Source organism: Pseudomonas sp. BN415 (assembly GCF_029871195.1).
GTDB lineage: Bacteria > Pseudomonadota > Gammaproteobacteria > Pseudomonadales > Pseudomonadaceae > Metapseudomonas > Metapseudomonas resinovorans.
In genome coordinates this window covers 97,976-113,901 of record NZ_SSOK01000059.1, presented here as the reverse complement: position 1 = coordinate 113,901, position 15,926 = coordinate 97,976, and the positions used below count along the sequence as shown (strand labels likewise).

Below are 15,926 nucleotides of genomic sequence, written 5' to 3'. Positions count from 1 at the left end.
GGGCGGGGTTGAGGTACGAGCGTGGCGTGCTCGCGAATTGCAAACGGTTACAGCAGCATGGTGCGGATATCCGCTAGCACGTCGCCGAGGCGCTTGGTGAAGCGCGCGGCAGCGGCGCCGTTGATCACGCGGTGGTCGTAGGAAAGCGACAGCGGCAGCATCAGGCGCGGCTGGAAGGCCTTGCCGTCCCATACCGGCTGCATTGCGGCCTTGGACACGCCGAGGATCGCCACTTCAGGCGCATTGACGATCGGCGTGAAACCGGTGCCGCCAATGTGGCCGAGGCTGGAGATGGTGAAGCAGGCGCCTTGCATGGCATCGGCGGATAGCTTTTTAGTGCGCGCTTTCTCCGCCAGTTCGGCGGCTTCGGCGGCCAGTTGCAGCAGGCTCTTCTGGTCGACGTCGCGAATGACCGGTACCAGCAGGCCGTCCGGGGTGTCCACGGCAAAGCCGATGTGCACGTACTTCTTGCGGATCAGCGCCTTGCCGCTGGGGGCCAGGGAGCTGTTGAAATCCGGCAGTTCCTTGAGCAGGTAGGCGCAGGCCTTGAGCAGCAGCGGCAGGACGGTCAGCTTGACGCCGGCCTTTTCCGCCACGGCTTTCTGGGCAACCCGGAAGGCTTCCAGCTCGGTGATGTCGGCCGAATCGAACTGGGTCACGTGCGGGACGTTGAGCCAGCTGCGATGCAGGTTGGCGGCACCGACCTGCATCAGGCGGGTCATGGCCACTTCTTCGATTTCACCGAACTTGCTGAAGTCCACCACCGGGATCGGCGGGATGCCGGCACCACCGGTTGCAGCGGCGGCTGCAGCCGGAGCTTCCTTGGCCTTCTGCATCATCGCCTTGACGTAGGCTTGCACGTCTTCCTTGAGGACGCGACCGTGCGGGCCAGTGGCCGGGACTGCACTCAACTCGACGCCGAACTCGCGGGCCAGTTGGCGAACCGCCGGGCCTGCGTGGACCTTGGCACCGCTGGAGCGGGCCGGGATGCCGGTGGTGCTTGCAGCCGCTGCGGCCAGCGAGGCAATAGCGGTGACCTCGGCGGCTGCGACCGGGTGGGCGCCCTCGGGTACGCGATGGACCGGTTGCTCTGCGGTCGCTGCCGGAGCAGCTCCTGCGACCTTGAGCTTGAGGATCAGGTCACCGGTACCAACTTCGGCGTCCAGCTTCACTTCGACGCTTTCCACCACGCCGGCAGACGGCGAGGGGATTTCCATGCTGGCCTTGTCGGACTCCAGGGTGATCAGCGACTGCTCGGCTTCGACGGTATCGCCGGCCTTGACCAGTACTTCGATGACCTTGGCCTTGCCAGCCGAGCCGATGTCCGGAACCTTGATGTCCTGCACCGATGCGGCTGCCGCCTGGGCAGGCGCGGGTGCGGCAGCCGGTGCCGGTGCCGCGGCAGGTGCAGCGGCCTGGGCCGGGGCTGCGGACGGTGCTGCTCCGGCTACGCGCAGCTTGAGGATCAGGTCGCCAGTGCCGACGTCGGCATCCAGCTTGACCTCGACGCTCTCCACCACGCCGGCGGCAGGGGAAGGAATCTCCATGCTGGCCTTGTCGGACTCCAGCGTAATCAGGGACTGCTCGGCTGCGACCGTGTCGCCGGCCTTGACGAGAACCTCGATGACCTTGGCAGTGCCGGCCGAGCCGATATCCGGGACGAAGATTTCCTGCACGCTGGAGCTGGCTGCCACAGAGGCAGCAGCCGGCGCCGGGGCAGCGGGCTTTTCTTCGGCCTTGGGTGCAGGAGCTGCCGCCGGAGCGGGCGCTGCAGCTGCAGCACCCTCGACTTCCAGCTCCAGCAGTTCGTCGCCTTCTTTCAGGCGATCGCCCAGCTTCACCTTCAGGCTCTTGATCACACCGGCCTTGGGCGCGGGAATCTCCATGCTGGCCTTATCAGACTCCAGGGTCAGCAGGCTCTGATCGGCTTCGATGCGGTCGCCAACCTTGACGAACAGCTCGATCACTTCACCTTCGCCGCTGCCGATGTCGGGTACGCGAATCAGTTCACTCACAATGCGTCTCCTCAGCAGTCCAGCGGGTTGCGTTTTTCAGGATCGATACCGAACTTGGCGATGGCCTCGGCCACGACCTTGGGTTCGATCTCACCGCGATCTGCGAGGGCTTCCAGGGTCGCAAGGACCACCCAGTAACGGTCAACCTCGAAGAAGTGACGCAGTTTCTTGCGGGTGTCGCTGCGGCCGAAACCGTCTGTGCCGAGAACCTTGTATTCCTTGCTCGGTACCCATTGACGAATCTGGTCGGCGAACAGCTTCATATAGTCGGTGGAGGCCACGACCGGGCCCTTGCGGCCGGCCAGGCACTGCTCGATGTAGGTCTGGCGGGGCTTCTGTTCCGGATGCAGGCGGTTGTGGCGCTCGACCGCCAGGCCTTCGCGGCGCAGTTCGTTGAAGCTGGTGACGCTCCAGACGTCAGCGCCGACATTGAACTCGTCGCGGAGGATCTTCGCCGCTTCGCGGACTTCGCGCAGGATGGTGCCCGAGCCCAGAAGCTGCACGTGGTGGGCGGCGTCCTTCTTGTCTTCTTCCAGCAGGTACATGCCCTTGATGATGCCTTCTTCGGCCCCGACCGGCAGCGCGGGCTGCTGGTAGGCCTCGTTCATCACGGTGATGTAGTAGAAGATGTTCTGCTGCTCTTCGGTCATCTGGCGGATGCCTTCACGCACGATCACCGCCAGCTCGTAGCCGTAGGTGGGGTCGTAGGTGCGGCAGTTCGGGATGGTCGCCGCCATCAGGTGGCTATGGCCGTCTTCGTGCTGCAGACCTTCGCCATTCAAAGTGGTCCGACCGGAGGTGCCGCCGATCAGGAAGCCGCGAGCACGGCTGTCGCCGGCGGCCCAGGCCAGGTCGCCAATACGCTGGAAGCCGAACATCGAATAGAAGATGTAGAAGGGCAGCATCGGCTGGTTGTGGTTGCTGTAGGAGGTACCGGCCGCAATGAAGGAGGACATGGCGCCTGCTTCGTTGATACCTTCTTCCAGGATCTGGCCCTTCTTGTCCTCCTTGTAGAACATCACCTGGTCCTTATCCACCGGCTCGTAGAGCTGGCCGACCGAGGAGTAGATGCCGAGCTGGCGGAACATGCCTTCCATACCGAAGGTACGGGCTTCGTCCGGGATGATCGGAACGATGCGCTGGCCAAGTTCCTTGTCCTTGACCAGTTGCGCCAGGATGCGCACGAAGGACATGGTGGTGGAGATTTCACGATCGCCCGAACCGTCGAGGATGGCCTTGAGGGTTTCCAGCGGCGGGGTCGGGATGCTGAAGCTGTTGGCGCGACGCTGCGGCATGTAGCCACCCAGGGCGGCGCGACGCTCGTGCAGGTACTTGTGCTCGGCGCTGCCTTCCTGTGGGCGGTAGAACGGCAGTTTTTCCAGGTCGTTGTCGTTGACCGGAATGTCAAAGCGATCGCGGAACTGCTTCAGGCTCTCGACGTCCACTTTCTTGGTGTTGTGCGCGGTGTTCTGCGCTTCGCCCGCGCCGGTACCGTAGCCCTTGATGGTCTTGGCCAGAATGACCGTGGGCTGGCCCTTGTGGTTGACCGCCTGGTGGTAGGCCGCATAGACCTTGTAGGGGTCGTGGCCGCCACGGTTGAGTTTCCAGATCTCGTCGTCGGAGAGGTCTTTGACCATGTCCTTGAGTTCTGGCGAGTTGAAGAAGTTTTCGCGGACGTACGCGCCGTCCTTCGCCTTGTAGTTCTGGTACTCGCCGTCGACGACTTCGTCCATGCGGCGCTGCAGGGAGCCGTTGGTGTCCTTGGCGAACAGCGGGTCCCAGAACCGGCCCCAGACCACTTTGTTCACGTTCCACTGGGCGCCGCGGAAGACACCTTCCAGCTCCTGGATGATCTTGCCGTTGCCGCGAACCGGGCCGTCAAGGCGCTGCAGGTTGCAGTTGATGACGAAGATCAGATTGTCCAGCTTCTCGCGGCCGGCCAGGGAGATAGCGCCAAGGGATTCCGGCTCGTCGCACTCGCCGTCACCCATGAAGCACCAGACTTTCTGTTTGCCGGCGGGGATGAAGCCGCGGCTTTCCAGGTACTTCATGAAGCGGGCCTGGTAGATGGCCTGAATCGGGCCGAGGCCCATGGAAACTGTGGGGAACTGCCAGAAGTCCGGCATCAGCCAGGGGTGCGGGTAAGAGGACAGGCCCTTGCCGTCCACTTCCTGGCGGAAGTTGGTCATTTGCTCTTCGCTGATGCGGCCTTCGAGGAAGGCGCGAGCATAGATGCCGGGGGATGCGTGGCCCTGATAGAAGATCAGGTCGCCACCGTGCTCCTCGGTAGGAGCCTGGAAGAAGTAGTTGAAACCGATGTCATAGAGGGTCGCCGAGGAAGCGAAGCTGGAAATGTGACCGCCCAGATCCGGGTCGTGCAGGTTGGTGCGCATCACCATCGCAAGGGCGTTCCAGCGCACCATCGAGCGAATGCGGCGTTCCATGAACAGGTCGCCAGGCATGCGTGCTTCGTGGGTTACCGGGATGCTGTTGCGATACGGCGTGGTAATGGCGTAGGGCAGTTGGGTGCCGCTGCGGGTGGCCAGCTCACCCATGCGGGTCAGCAGGTAATGCGCGCGGTCTTCGCCTTCTTTGTCGAGTACGGACTCCAGGGAATCCAGCCATTCCTGGGTTTCGACGGGATCGAGGTCTTGCATGGCTTGCTCCAGGGCGGAAAGGCTTCCAGAATCGGATGCCAGTGGTCACGGCCGGCCTTGTGGGGCGGTCGCGGCGAAATTCTTGTTACCGGGGGTAGGGCCGGGCTCGTGTAGTTTTACTACAAATCGACGAAGGTTTCAGCACTCTGGATACAATCTTTCGTAGTAAAACTACAGACTGCGCGGCGCAGTCGGCTGAAAGACCCGAGTTAGAGCTGTTCCGCCACCGCTGCGCCAGCTGCGGGTCCAGCCTCGGCCCGCAGCCCAGAAAGGATAGACCATGAGCTTGCCGTCGCTGGCCGCCTTGTCGGCCACCCTCCAGCCCAGCGCCGATCGGGCGCTGTCTGCCTTCCGCACTGCCCTCGCTGATCAGTCCCAGGACTTCGACAGCTGGCCCGACGAACGGCGACAAGCCTTCGGGCGAGTCAGTGCCGCCAGTGATTTCGTCGCCGAACAGGCGCAGCGCGATCCGCTCATGCTCCTGGCGCTGGCTGCCTCTGGTGAGTTGGAGCGGCCGCTGGCACCCGGCGAGTTGCGCGCCCAGGTCGCGGAGCTGCTGGAAGGCTGCATGGAAGAAGACGATCTTGGGCGACGGCTGCGCCGCTACCGCCACCGCCAGCAGTTGCGCATTATCTGGCGCGACCTGACCCGTCAGGCGGATCTTGCGGAAACCTGTCGCGACCTCTCCGATCTCGCGGATGCCTGCATCGACCTCGCTTACCACTGGCTTTACAGTCGCCACTGCGCCCAGTTCGGCACGCCCATCGGCCGTCGCTCTGCTCTTCCACAGCATCTGGTCGTGCTGGGCATGGGCAAGCTTGGGGCCCATGAACTGAACCTGTCCTCGGACATCGACCTGATCTTCGGCTACCCCGAGGGTGGTGAGACTGAAGGTGCCAAGCGCGCCCTGGACAATCAGGAGTTCTTCACGCGCCTCGGCCAGCGGCTGATCAAGGCGCTGGACGCCATCACCGTGGACGGATTCGTCTTCCGCGTGGATATGCGCCTGCGTCCTTACGGCTCATCCGGGTCGTTGGTGTTCAGCTTCAATGCATTGGAGCAGTACTACCAGGACCAGGGGCGTGACTGGGAACGCTATGCCATGATCAAGGCGCGGGTGGTGGGCGGCGACCAGGCGGCTGGCGCCCAGTTGCTGCAGATGTTGCGTCCCTTCGTCTATCGCCGCTACCTGGACTTTTCTGCCATCGAAGCGCTGCGCTCGATGAAGCAATTGATCCAGCAGGAGGTGCGGCGCAAGGGCATGACCGAGAACGTCAAGCTCGGCTCCGGAGGCATTCGCGAAGTTGAGTTCATCGCCCAGGCCTTCCAGCTGATTCACGGCGGCCGCGACCTCAGCCTGCAGCAGCGACCGCTGCTGACGGTACTGGAGACCTTGGAGGGCCAGGGCTACCTGCCGCCACCGGTGGTTGCCGAATTGAAGGAAGGCTACGAGTTTCTCCGCTACACCGAGCACGCCTTGCAGGCCATCGCCGACCGCCAGACACAGATGCTGCCGGACAGTGAGCTGGATCGAGCGCGTGTTGCCTTCATCATGGGCTTTGATGACTGGACGAGCTTCCACGAGCGCCTGATGCACTGGCGCGGGCGTGTCGAGTGGCACTTCCAGCAGGTGATCGCCGATCCAGATGACGAAGAGGGTGGCGACGGTGAAAGCTGCATAGGTGGCGAATGGCTTCCGCTCTGGGAAGAGGCGCTGGACGAAGAGAGTGCTTGCCGTCAGCTGGGCGAAGCCGGCTTCGCCGAGCCCGTCGCAGCCTGGCGCCGCCTTACCGACCTGCGCAATGGCCCGCAGGTGCGTGCCATGCAGCGCCTCGGACGCGAGCGTCTGGATGCGTTCATACCGCGCCTGCTGAGCCTGACCGTGGAGCATCGCACGCCTGACCTGGTGCTGGAGCGGGTGCTGCCCATGGTGGAAAAGGTGGCGCGCCGTTCCGCCTACCTGGTGCTGCTGACCGAGAACCCTGGCGCCCTGCAGCGTTTGATCGAGCTCTGTGCGGCCAGCCCCTGGATCGCTGAGCAGATCACCCGCTTTCCACTGTTGTTGGATGAACTGCTCAATGAGGGCCGCCTCTATCGCCCGCCGCTGGCCCCCGAGCTGGCCGCCGAACTGCGCGAGCGCCTGACGCGGATTCCCGAAGACGATCTGGAGCAGCAGATGGAGGCCTTGCGCCACTTCAAGCTGGCCCACAGTCTACGGGTGGCGGCTTCGGAAATAGCCGGCACCTTGCCGCTGATGAAGGTCAGCGACTACCTGACCTGGCTGGCCGAGGCCATTCTCGATCAGGTGCTGGCCCTTTCTTGGCGCCAGACCGTGGCCAAGTACGGTACGCCGAAGCGCGCTGACGGGAGTCTCTGCGATCCGGACTTCGTCATCGTCGGCTACGGCAAGGTGGGCGGCCTCGAGTTCGGCCATGGCTCGGACCTGGACCTGGTGTTCATCCACGATGGCGATCCCCAGGCCGAAACCGATGGCGACAAACCCATCGACGGCGCGCAGTTCTTCACCCGCCTGGGGCAGCGCATCATCCATTTGCTGACCACTCAGACCACCTCCGGGGCCCTGTACGAGGTGGACATGCGCCTGCGTCCATCCGGTGCGGCGGGTCTGCTGGTCAGTTCCCTGGGCGCCTTCCAGCGCTACCAGGAGAGCGAAGCCTGGACCTGGGAGCACCAGGCGCTGGTGCGCGCGCGGGTGCTGGTGGGCTCGCCTCGGGTCGCCACCGCCTTCGAGCAGGTGCGCCTGGCGGTGCTCGGCCGCGAGCGCGATTTGCCCGGGTTGCGCGTAGAGGTGAGTGAGATGCGCGCCAAGATGCGTGGCAACCTTGGCACCCGCGAAACCGCTGCCGGAACAGGGTCGAATGCCTTCGAGGCCGCGGCCTCCTTCGATCTGAAGCAGGATGCCGGCGGTATCGTCGATATCGAATTTATGGTGCAATATGCGGCCCTGGCCTGGTCGCGACAGTACCCTGAACTGGTGCGTTACACCGATAACATCCGCATTCTGGATGGCCTGGAGCAGGCAAACCTGCTGGCTGGCGACGAGGTGCGCCTGCTGCAGGAAGCCTACAAAGCCTACCGTTCAGCGGCCCACCGCCAGGCCTTGCAGAAGCAGCCTGGGATAGTGAGCGGGGACCAGTTCCACGCGGAGCGCCTTGGCGTGATGCGGATCTGGCGTGAGCTGGGTCTGAACTGACCTGGCTGGCTGAACCAATCGAATTCTTGAGGAGCTGGCAATATGTCGATGGCCGATCGTGATGGCGTGATCTGGTATGACGGCGAACTGGTGCCGTGGCGCGAAGCAACCACTCACGTCCTGACCCACACCCTGCATTACGGCATGGGCGTGTTCGAAGGCGTACGCGCCTACAACACTCCAGACGGCACTGCCATCTTCCGCCTGCAGGCTCACACTGACCGCCTGTTCGACTCTGCTCATATCTTCAACATGCAGATTCCCTTCTCCAAGGAAGAGATCAACGAAGCCCAGCGCGCCGCGGTTCGTGAGAACGGCCTGGAAAGCGCCTACTTGCGGCCGATGGTGTTCTTCGGCAGCGAGGGCATGGGTCTGCGCGCGTCCGGTCTGAAGGTGCATGTGATCGTCGCCGCGTGGCACTGGGGCGCCTACATGGGCGAGGAAGCACTGGTCAACGGCATCAAGGTGCGTACCAGCTCCTATACCCGCCACCACGTCAACATCTCCATGACGCGCGCCAAGGCCAACGGCAACTACATCAACTCGATGCTGGCCCTGCAGGAAGCCATCTCCGGTGGCGCCGACGAAGCCATGCTGCTGGACCCGGAAGGCTACGTGGCCGAGGGCTCGGGCGAGAACATCTTCCTGGTCAAGGACGGCGTGGTGTACACCCCGGAAGTGACCTCCTGCCTCAATGGCATTACCCGCAGCACCATCCTGACCCTGGCTGGCGAGCTGGGTATCAAGGTCGTGGAGAAGCGCATCACCCGTGACGAGGTGTACATCGCCGATGAGGCCTTCTTCACCGGTACCGCCGCCGAAGTCACCCCGATCCGCGAAGTGGATGGCCGCAAGATCGGCATCGGTCGCCGCGGTCCGGTGACCGAGAAGCTGCAGAAAGCCTACTTCGACCTGGTGACCGGCAAGACTTCCGCCCACGGCGAGTGGCGCACCCTGGTCAAGTAATCCGACTAAGCTGCACGCGGCAAGCCGCAAGCTGCAAGTGGTCCGCACCGCTTGGAGCTTGCGGCTTGTCGCTTGAGGCTTGAAGCTGCCCTTATGAAAATACTGATCGTAGGACCCTCCTGGGTCGGCGACATGGTGATGGCGCAGACACTCTTCCAGTGCCTGAAGGCCCGCCATCCCGACTGCGAGATCGACGTGCTGGCCCCCGAGTGGAGCCGGCCCATCCTTGAACGCATGCCGGAAGTGCGTCAGGCGCTGAGTTTCCCCGTCGGCCACGGCGTGCTGGATATCGCCACTCGCCGCAAGATCGGCAAGTCCCTGCTGGGGCAGTACGATCAGGCCATTCTCCTGCCCAACTCGCTGAAGTCGGCGCTGGTGCCCTGGTTCGCCGGCATACCCAAGCGCACCGGTTGGAAGGGAGAGATGCGCTACGGCCTGCTGAATGACATTCGCGTTCTCGACAAGCAGCGCTACCCGCTGATGATCGAGCGCTTCATGGCCCTGGCCTTCGAGCCGGAAGCCGAGCTGCCCAAACCCTATCCGCGCCCTTCGCTGCGGATCGATACGGCCAGCCGCGACGCCGCCCTGGCCAAGTTCGGCCTGGATATGGACCGCCCCGTGCTGGCGCTCTGTCCGGGTGCCGAGTTCGGCGAGGCCAAGCGTTGGCCCGCCGAGCACTACGCCAAGGTGGCCGAACTGAAGATCCGTGCCGGCTGGCAGGTCTGGTTGTTCGGCTCGAAGAACGACCACCCGGGGGGCGAAGATATCCGCATGCGCCTGATCCCGGGGCTGCGGGAAGAAGCGGTCAACCTCGCCGGCGAAACCAGCCTGGCCGAGGCCATTGATCTGATGTCCTGCGCCAGCGCAGTGGTGTCCAACGACTCCGGGCTGATGCACGTGGCGGCGGCCTTGGCGCGACCGCTGGTGGCGGTCTACGGTTCGACTTCGCCGCAGTTCACTCCGCCCCTGGCCGAGCAGGTAGAGATTGTCCGCCTCGGCCTGGAGTGCAGCCCCTGCTTCGAGCGCACTTGCCGCTTCGGCCATTACAACTGCCTGCGCGAGCTCAAACCGCGCCCGGTGATCGAAGCTCTGGACCGCCTGGTGCCGGACCCGCTCGAGCTGGTGGAGAGTCGCTGAGTGCGGGTACTGCTGATTAAGACGTCTTCCCTGGGCGATGTCATTCATACCTTGCCGGCGCTCACCGATGCTGCGCGGGCGATTCCCGGCATCGAGTTCGACTGGGTGGTGGAAGAGGGGTTTGCCGAGATTCCGGCCTGGCATCCGGCGGTGGCGCAAGTCATTCCAGTGGCTATCCGCCGCTGGCGCAAGAACCTCTGGCAGACCCTGAGAAGTGGCGAATGGCGCCGCTTCAAGCGCCGTCTGCGGGAAACCCGCTATGACCTGGTGATTGATGCACAAGGCTTGCTGAAGAGCGCTCTGCTGACCCGTTACACCAAGGCACCGGTGGTGGGGCTGGATAGTGACTCGGCCCGCGAGCCGGTGGCCAGCCACTTCTATGATCGCCGCTATCCGGTGGCCTGGGGGCAGCACGCTGTGGAGCGCGTGCGCCAGTTGTTCGCCCAGGCACTGGACTATCGGGTGCCTGAAGGGGTGGGCAACTACGGTCTGAATCGCGCACAACTGGCCGACGTCCACAGCGGTGCGCCCTACCTGCTGTTCCTCCATGGCACCACTTGGGAGACCAAGCACTGGCCGGAGAAGTATTGGCGCGAACTTACCGAGCGCGCCTGCGACCATGGCTGGCACGTGCGGCTGCCCTGGGGCAATCCGACGGAAAAAGCACGTGCCGAACGCATCGCCGAAGGCTTGGAAAAGGCTGCAGTGCTCCCCAAGTTATCCCTGGCAGGGATGGCCAAGGTCGTGGCCGGCGCCCGCGCCTGCGTGGCGGTGGATACCGGCCTCGGCCACCTGGCTGCCGCCCTGGATGTGCCGACCCTGTCACTTTACGGCCCGACCAACCCGGGCTTCACCGGCGCTTATGGGCGGTCGCAGATCCATTTGGGCAGCGACTTCCCCTGTGCGCCCTGCTTGAAGAAGGTCTGTGCCTACAAGCCGACGGTGGAAGATCGCCGGCTGTTCGATCTGGAAGGTGAACAGCCGCTATGTTTCACCCGGCTGAATCCGCAGCGCGTGGCGACCCAGCTGGAAGCCCTGCTGCTGACCGAGGATATCCACTGATGCAACTGGCATTCGTGCTCTACAAGTACTTCCCTTTTGGTGGCCTGCAGCGTGATTTCATGCGCATCGCCCTGGAGTGCCAGCGTCGTGGTCATGCCATTCGCGTCTACACCATGATCTGGGAGGGCGACGTCCCGGAAGGATTCGAAGTGCTGATTGCGCCCGTCAAGGCGCTGTTCAACCACAAGCGCAACGAGAAATTCACCGCCTGGGTCGAGGCCGACCTGGCGCGCCGTCCGGTGGATCGCGTGGTCGGCTTCAACAAGATGCCGGGCCTCGATGTCTACTACGCCGCTGACCCTTGCTTCGAGGACAAGGCGCAGACCTTGCGCAATGGCCTCTACCGCCGCTGGGGTCGCTACAGGCACTTCTCCGATTATGAGCGCGCGGTGTTCGCCCCTGAATCGAAGACCGAAGTGCTGATGATCTCCGAGGTGCAGCAGCCGCTCTTCGTCAAGCACTACGCCACGCCGGCCAAGCGCTTTCACCTGCTGCCGCCGGGTATCGCCGCCGATCGCCGCGCGCCGGCCAATGCCTCTGACATCCGCGCCGAATTCCGTCGTGAGTTCAAGCTGAGCGATGACGAGCTGTTGCTGGTGCAGATCGGTTCCGGCTTCAAGACCAAGGGCCTGGATCGCAGCCTCAAGGCCGTGGCCGCGCTGCCGCGTGAACTGCGCAAGCGCACTCGCCTGATCGTTATCGGCCAGGACGACCCCAAGCCTTTCCTGCTGCAGATGAAGGCCCTGGGCATTTCCGACCAGGTGGACATTCTCAAGGGGCGCAGCGATATCCCGCGCTTCCTGCTGGGTGCCGACCTGCTGATCCACCCGGCCTACAACGAGAACACCGGCACTGTATTGCTGGAGGCGCTGGTTGCAGGGCTGCCCGTGCTGGTCACCGACGTCTGCGGCTACGCCCACTACATCGCCGAGGCGGACAGCGGCCGCGTGCTGCCCAGCCCATTCGAGCAGGACGGCCTCAATCGCGCGCTTGTCGAGATGCTCGCCGACTCGGCGGCCCGCGCGCGCTGGAGCGCCAACGGCCTGGCCTTTGCCGACAGCGCCGACCTTTACAGCATGCCGCAGCACGCAGCGGATGTGATTCTCGCGGAGCGCCCATGAAGCTTGTCCTGAAGCCCCCTTTCGAGCACCTCTGGGCCGGGCGTGATGCCTTCGTCGAGGTGGAAGCGCTCCAGGGCCAGGTCTACCGAGAGCTGGAAGGCCGTCGCACCCTGCGCACCGAAGTGGCCGGCAGCGGCTACTTCGTCAAGATCCATCGCGGTATCGGTTGGGGTGAGATCGTCAAGAACCTGATCACTGCGAAGGCGCCCGTGCTGGGCGCTGGCCAGGAATGGACGGCCATCCAGCGCCTGCACGAGGCCGGTGTACCGACCATGACCGCCGTTGCCTTTGGCGAGCGCGGCAGCAATCCGGCAAGCCAGCACTCCTTCATTGTCACGGAAGAGTTGGCACCCACGGTCAGCCTTGAAGACTTCTGTGTCGATTGGCCAAGCAATCCGCCGCCGGTACGGCTGAAGTGGGCGCTGATCGAGGAGGTGGCACGCATGACCGGCACGATGCACCGGGCCGGGGTCAATCATCGCGACTGCTATATCTGCCACTTCCTTCTGCACACGGCACGGCCGGTGACCGCCGACGACTTCAAACTGTCGCTGATTGACCTGCATCGTGCGCAAACCCGTGCTGCAACTCCCAAGCGCTGGCGCGACAAGGATCTGGCCGGACTCTACTTCTCGGCGCTGAACATCGGCCTGACCCGGCGTGACAAGCTGCGCTTCCTCAAGGCCTATTTCCGCCAGCCACTGCGCCAGGTCCTGAGGGATGAAATCGGTCTGCTGGCCTGGCTCGAGCAGAAGGCCGAGCGTCTGCTCTCGCGCTATGAGCGCAAGTACGCCGGGGGAGGAGAGGCGTGAGCCAATGGAAACTGGCCGAGGGGCTGGAGACAGAGGTCGCAGAGCTGTTCGGTGACCTCGACAAGGTATTTGCCGTGGAAGGTGATTGGATCACCGGCGACCCGCTGTCCGAGGTGCTGCGGGTGGAACACCGTGGCGTGCGCTACTACGTCAAGCGCTACTGGGCAGCGGGCAAGGGCTTGCGGCGCTGGTTCGGTCGGCCGCGAGTCAAGGCCGAATGGCAGAACCTCAAACGCTTCACCAAATGGGGCATTCCCACTGCGCCTGTGGTGGGGTGGGGGCAGGAACGTCGTGCCGGCGCCTTCCACCGTGGTGCGCTGATCACTCGGGAACTCGAAGGCACGGTCGACATGGCGGAAATGGCCAAGCAGGGCGATCCTCGCCTGAGCGATCCGCGTTGGGTCGACCGCGTCAGCCAGCAGTTGGCAAAGGCCACCCGAAGCCTGCATCAGCATGGCTTCGCCCATAACGACCTGAAGTGGCGCAACCTGCTGGTGGACGAAGCTGGCGAACTGTTCCTGATCGACTGCCCAACCGGTACTTTCTGGTGGGGACCCTTCCTGCACTATCGGGTGATCAAGGACCTGGCCTGCCTGGACAAGGTGGCCAAGTACCACCTCAGTCGCAGCCAGCGACTGCGCTTCTACCTGCAATACCGGGATCAATCGCGCCTGCGCAGCCGCGACAAGCGCCAGGTGCGGCAGATCCTCAAGTTCTTCGAGGGACGCGAATGAGCGACTTCATCGCCGCGGCGGATCGCGAGATTCTTGCCCGCCACGGCCTGGACAGTTTCGAATCGCTCTGGGCCTTGCGCCTGGAGGCGGTCGATGAGCCCAATACCGGCCGTGGCGGCTGGAGCAGTGTGTTCCGCCTGGACCTGGGTGAGGCCACCTACTACCTCAAGCGACAGAGCAACTTCCTTAGCCGCAACCTGCTGCGACCTTTCGGCGAGCCCACCTTCGCTCGCGAGTTCCGCAACATTTGCCGCTACCAGAAACTGGGCGTTCCGGCCCTGCAGGCGGCCTTCTTCGGCTACCGCCTGGTTGAAGGAGAGCGTCGCGCCATCCTGCTGACCCGTGCCCTGGATGGTTGGCGCGAGCTCGCCGGTTGGCTGGATGTGTGGCCCGCAATGGCCGCGGGGAAGCGCTCGGCGATCATCGTTGCGGTGGCGGATCTGGCGCGGCGTCTCCATGGCGCTGGCCAGGTGCACGGGTGCTTCTATCCCAAGCACGTATTCCTGCGGGAGACCCAGGCCGGATTCGAGGCTTGTCTGATCGACCTGGAAAAGACCCGGCCCTTGCTGCTGGGGCGCCGCGACCGGGTCAAGGACCTGGAGGCCCTGGTGCGGCGGGCTGATGCCTGGGGTGAAGCCGAGGTACGCGAACTGCTGTCCGGCTACCTGGAGCACGGGCAGGATTCGGCGGACGTGAATGACTGGCTGGCACGCCTCGCCAGTCGCCGGCGTGACAAGGAACGCGCTCAATGACTTTGGCTGACCTAGCCCGCGCGGGGCGAACCCCGCAGCTTCCCATTCACCTTGATGTGGCTGGCGGCCTGGAGCTGCAGAGCCTGCTGCGGGTTCTGCCCGGGCAGCGTTACGTGGGCGTGGCGATGTGGCGGGGCCGCAAGGTGCTGGCCAAGCTGCTGGTCGGCGCCAAGGCCGAGCGGCATTTCCAGCGCGAGCTGGCGGGCGCGCGCGCCTTGCATGAACAGGGCATCGATTCCCCAGCGCTTCTGAATGAAGGGCAGCAGCCAGGGCAGGGTGGCTGGTTGCTGTTCGAATATCTGGACTCAGCGGAAAGCCTCTGGGATGCCTGGCGCCAGGTGGAGCGCGATCCGCCGTTGTCCGACGGTCAGCAAGCCGTGTTGGGCGAAGCGCTAGGGGTCATTGCCCGACTGCACCTGGTCGGGCTCGCCCAGGAAGACCTGCACCTGGACAACCTGCTGCGTCAGGACAATAAGCTGCATGTGATCGACGGCGGCGGCATTCGCGCTGAAAACCCCGGCAATCCACTGCCGAGGGACAAGGTCCTGGCCAACCTGGGCATCTTCTTTGCCCAATTGCCGGCGGAGCTGGACCCCTTCCTGGAAGAGCTGCTGGTGCACTATCTGCTGGTCAACGGCGAGCATGCCTTGCCGCTGGAGGCCCTGGAGAAGGAAATAGCCCGGGTGCGGCGCTGGCGCCTGGGTGACTACATGAAAAAAATCGCCCGCGATTGCAGCCTGTTCAGCGTCGTTCGCGGCGCATTCGGCCTACGCGCGGTCCGTCGCGAGGCGGAAGCAGGGCTCGAAAGGCTGCTGCAGGCGCCGGATGCCGCGCTTGAGCAGGGTCGCTCGCTGAAGCAAGGGGCGACCGCCACGGTGGCGGAAGTCCAGATCGACGGACGCAAACTGCTGGTCAAGCGTTACAACATCAAGGGCCTGCTGCACTGGTTGACGCGCTTCTGGCGCCCGAGTCGCGCCTGGCACAGCTGGCGCGAGGGCAACCGTCTGGAGTTCCTTGGCATCGCCACGCCACGTCCGCTGGCTGTGCTCGAGCGGCGTTTTCTCTGGCTGCGCGGACGGGCCTACCTGATTACCGAATATCTCTCCGGGCAAGATATAATCGCCCGTTTTCGACCCTATCTGGACAATCCTGATGGGGCTGGTGCTCCACCGGAAGCCGAGCTGCAAGCTCTCGATCGACTGTTCGCTGCGCTTATCCGCGAACGCATCAGTCACGGCGATTTCAAGGGCTACAACCTGTTCTGGCAGGACGGCCGCTGGACCCTGATCGATCTCGATGCCGTGTACCAGCATCGCAGCGAGCGCAGCTTTGCCCGGGCCTATGCTCGCGACCGCGCGCGCTTCCTGCGGAACTGGCCGGCCGAGTCGGCATTGCACCAGCTACTGGATAAACGATTACCGCAGGTGCCAGGCACCTGCCCTGAAAGAGGCTAACC

Annotated in this window: 11 protein-coding genes; 9 read left to right on the top strand and 2 right to left on the bottom strand. The window is 64.0% G+C overall.

Annotated features, from left to right (window positions below):
- Positions 1–47 precede the first annotated feature (47 nt).
- Together aceF and aceE are read right to left on the bottom strand one after the other, a co-directional pair.
- The gene (aceF, locus tag E8F20_RS18015; protein ID WP_280284945.1) at positions 48–2,015 is read right to left on the bottom strand and encodes a dihydrolipoyllysine-residue acetyltransferase; all 1,968 of its coding nucleotides are present in this window, start codon (positions 2,013–2,015) and stop codon (positions 48–50) included.
- Between the two features lie 11 nt (positions 2,016–2,026).
- Positions 2,027–4,672 carry a pyruvate dehydrogenase (acetyl-transferring), homodimeric type gene (aceE, locus tag E8F20_RS18010; RefSeq protein ID WP_280284944.1) on the bottom strand — a complete coding sequence of 882 codons (2,646 nt, stop codon included), beginning with the start codon at positions 4,670–4,672 and terminating at the stop codon, positions 2,027–2,029.
- Positions 4,673–4,952: 280 nt separating this feature from the next.
- On the opposite strand from aceE, the gene glnE reads away from it, so the two are divergent.
- The 9 genes from glnE (at position 4,953) to E8F20_RS17965 (ending at position 15,924) form a co-directional block, all read left to right on the top strand.
- Entirely contained in the window at positions 4,953–7,886 is a 2,934-nt protein-coding gene (gene glnE, locus E8F20_RS18005; RefSeq protein ID WP_280284943.1) for a bifunctional [glutamate--ammonia ligase]-adenylyl-L-tyrosine phosphorylase/[glutamate--ammonia-ligase] adenylyltransferase, read from the top strand.
- 42 nt (positions 7,887–7,928) lie between these two features.
- Positions 7,929–8,852, top strand: coding sequence for a branched-chain amino acid transaminase (locus E8F20_RS18000; protein WP_280284942.1), 924 nt, complete (start codon positions 7,929–7,931; stop codon positions 8,850–8,852).
- A 93-nt stretch (positions 8,853–8,945) separates the two neighbouring features.
- Complete coding sequence (gene waaF / locus E8F20_RS17995) at positions 8,946–9,989, top strand: lipopolysaccharide heptosyltransferase II (protein ID WP_280284941.1); 1,044 nt, start codon at positions 8,946–8,948, stop codon at positions 9,987–9,989.
- A complete protein-coding gene (gene waaC, locus E8F20_RS17990; protein ID WP_280284940.1) occupies positions 9,990–11,051 on the top strand; it encodes a lipopolysaccharide heptosyltransferase I in 1,062 nt (353 codons plus the stop codon).
- Positions 11,051–12,172 (top strand): glycosyltransferase family 4 protein, encoded by a 1,122-nt coding sequence (locus tag E8F20_RS17985; protein ID WP_280284939.1) that lies wholly within the window; start codon positions 11,051–11,053, stop codon positions 12,170–12,172. Before waaC ends, E8F20_RS17985 begins: the two co-directional genes overlap by 1 nt.
- The gene (gene rfaP / locus E8F20_RS17980) at positions 12,169–12,984 is read left to right on the top strand and encodes a lipopolysaccharide core heptose(I) kinase RfaP (protein ID WP_280284938.1); all 816 of its coding nucleotides are present in this window, start codon (positions 12,169–12,171) and stop codon (positions 12,982–12,984) included. The genes E8F20_RS17985 and rfaP overlap by 4 nt, the downstream gene beginning before the upstream one ends.
- Positions 12,981–13,718 carry a lipopolysaccharide kinase InaA family protein gene (locus tag E8F20_RS17975; RefSeq protein WP_280284937.1) on the top strand — a complete coding sequence of 246 codons (738 nt, stop codon included), beginning with the start codon at positions 12,981–12,983 and terminating at the stop codon, positions 13,716–13,718. Before rfaP ends, E8F20_RS17975 begins: the two co-directional genes overlap by 4 nt.
- Positions 13,715–14,470 carry a lipopolysaccharide kinase InaA family protein gene (locus tag E8F20_RS17970; protein WP_280284936.1) on the top strand — a complete coding sequence of 252 codons (756 nt, stop codon included), beginning with the start codon at positions 13,715–13,717 and terminating at the stop codon, positions 14,468–14,470. Before E8F20_RS17975 ends, E8F20_RS17970 begins: the two co-directional genes overlap by 4 nt.
- Positions 14,467–15,924 (top strand): lipopolysaccharide kinase InaA family protein, encoded by a 1,458-nt coding sequence (locus E8F20_RS17965; RefSeq protein ID WP_280284935.1) that lies wholly within the window; start codon positions 14,467–14,469, stop codon positions 15,922–15,924. Before E8F20_RS17970 ends, E8F20_RS17965 begins: the two co-directional genes overlap by 4 nt.
- The last annotated feature ends 2 nt before the right edge of the window (positions 15,925–15,926 follow it).

Excerpts from the sequence above, each read along its gene's own strand:
- aceE (WP_280284944.1), bottom strand. The coding sequence starts at position 4,672 with ATGCAAGACCTCGATCCCGTCGAAACCCAGGAATGGCTGGATTCCCTG.
- E8F20_RS17970 (WP_280284936.1), top strand. The coding sequence starts at position 13,715 with ATGAGCGACTTCATCGCCGCGGCGGATCGCGAGATTCTTGCCCGCCAC.
- E8F20_RS18000 (WP_280284942.1), top strand. The coding sequence starts at position 7,929 with ATGTCGATGGCCGATCGTGATGGCGTGATCTGGTATGACGGCGAACTG.
- glnE (WP_280284943.1), top strand. The coding sequence starts at position 4,953 with ATGAGCTTGCCGTCGCTGGCCGCCTTGTCGGCCACCCTCCAGCCCAGC.
- waaF (WP_280284941.1), top strand. The coding sequence starts at position 8,946 with ATGAAAATACTGATCGTAGGACCCTCCTGGGTCGGCGACATGGTGATG.
- E8F20_RS17965 (WP_280284935.1), top strand. The coding sequence starts at position 14,467 with ATGACTTTGGCTGACCTAGCCCGCGCGGGGCGAACCCCGCAGCTTCCC.
- rfaP (WP_280284938.1), top strand. The coding sequence starts at position 12,169 with ATGAAGCTTGTCCTGAAGCCCCCTTTCGAGCACCTCTGGGCCGGGCGT.
- E8F20_RS17985 (WP_280284939.1), top strand. The coding sequence starts at position 11,051 with ATGCAACTGGCATTCGTGCTCTACAAGTACTTCCCTTTTGGTGGCCTG.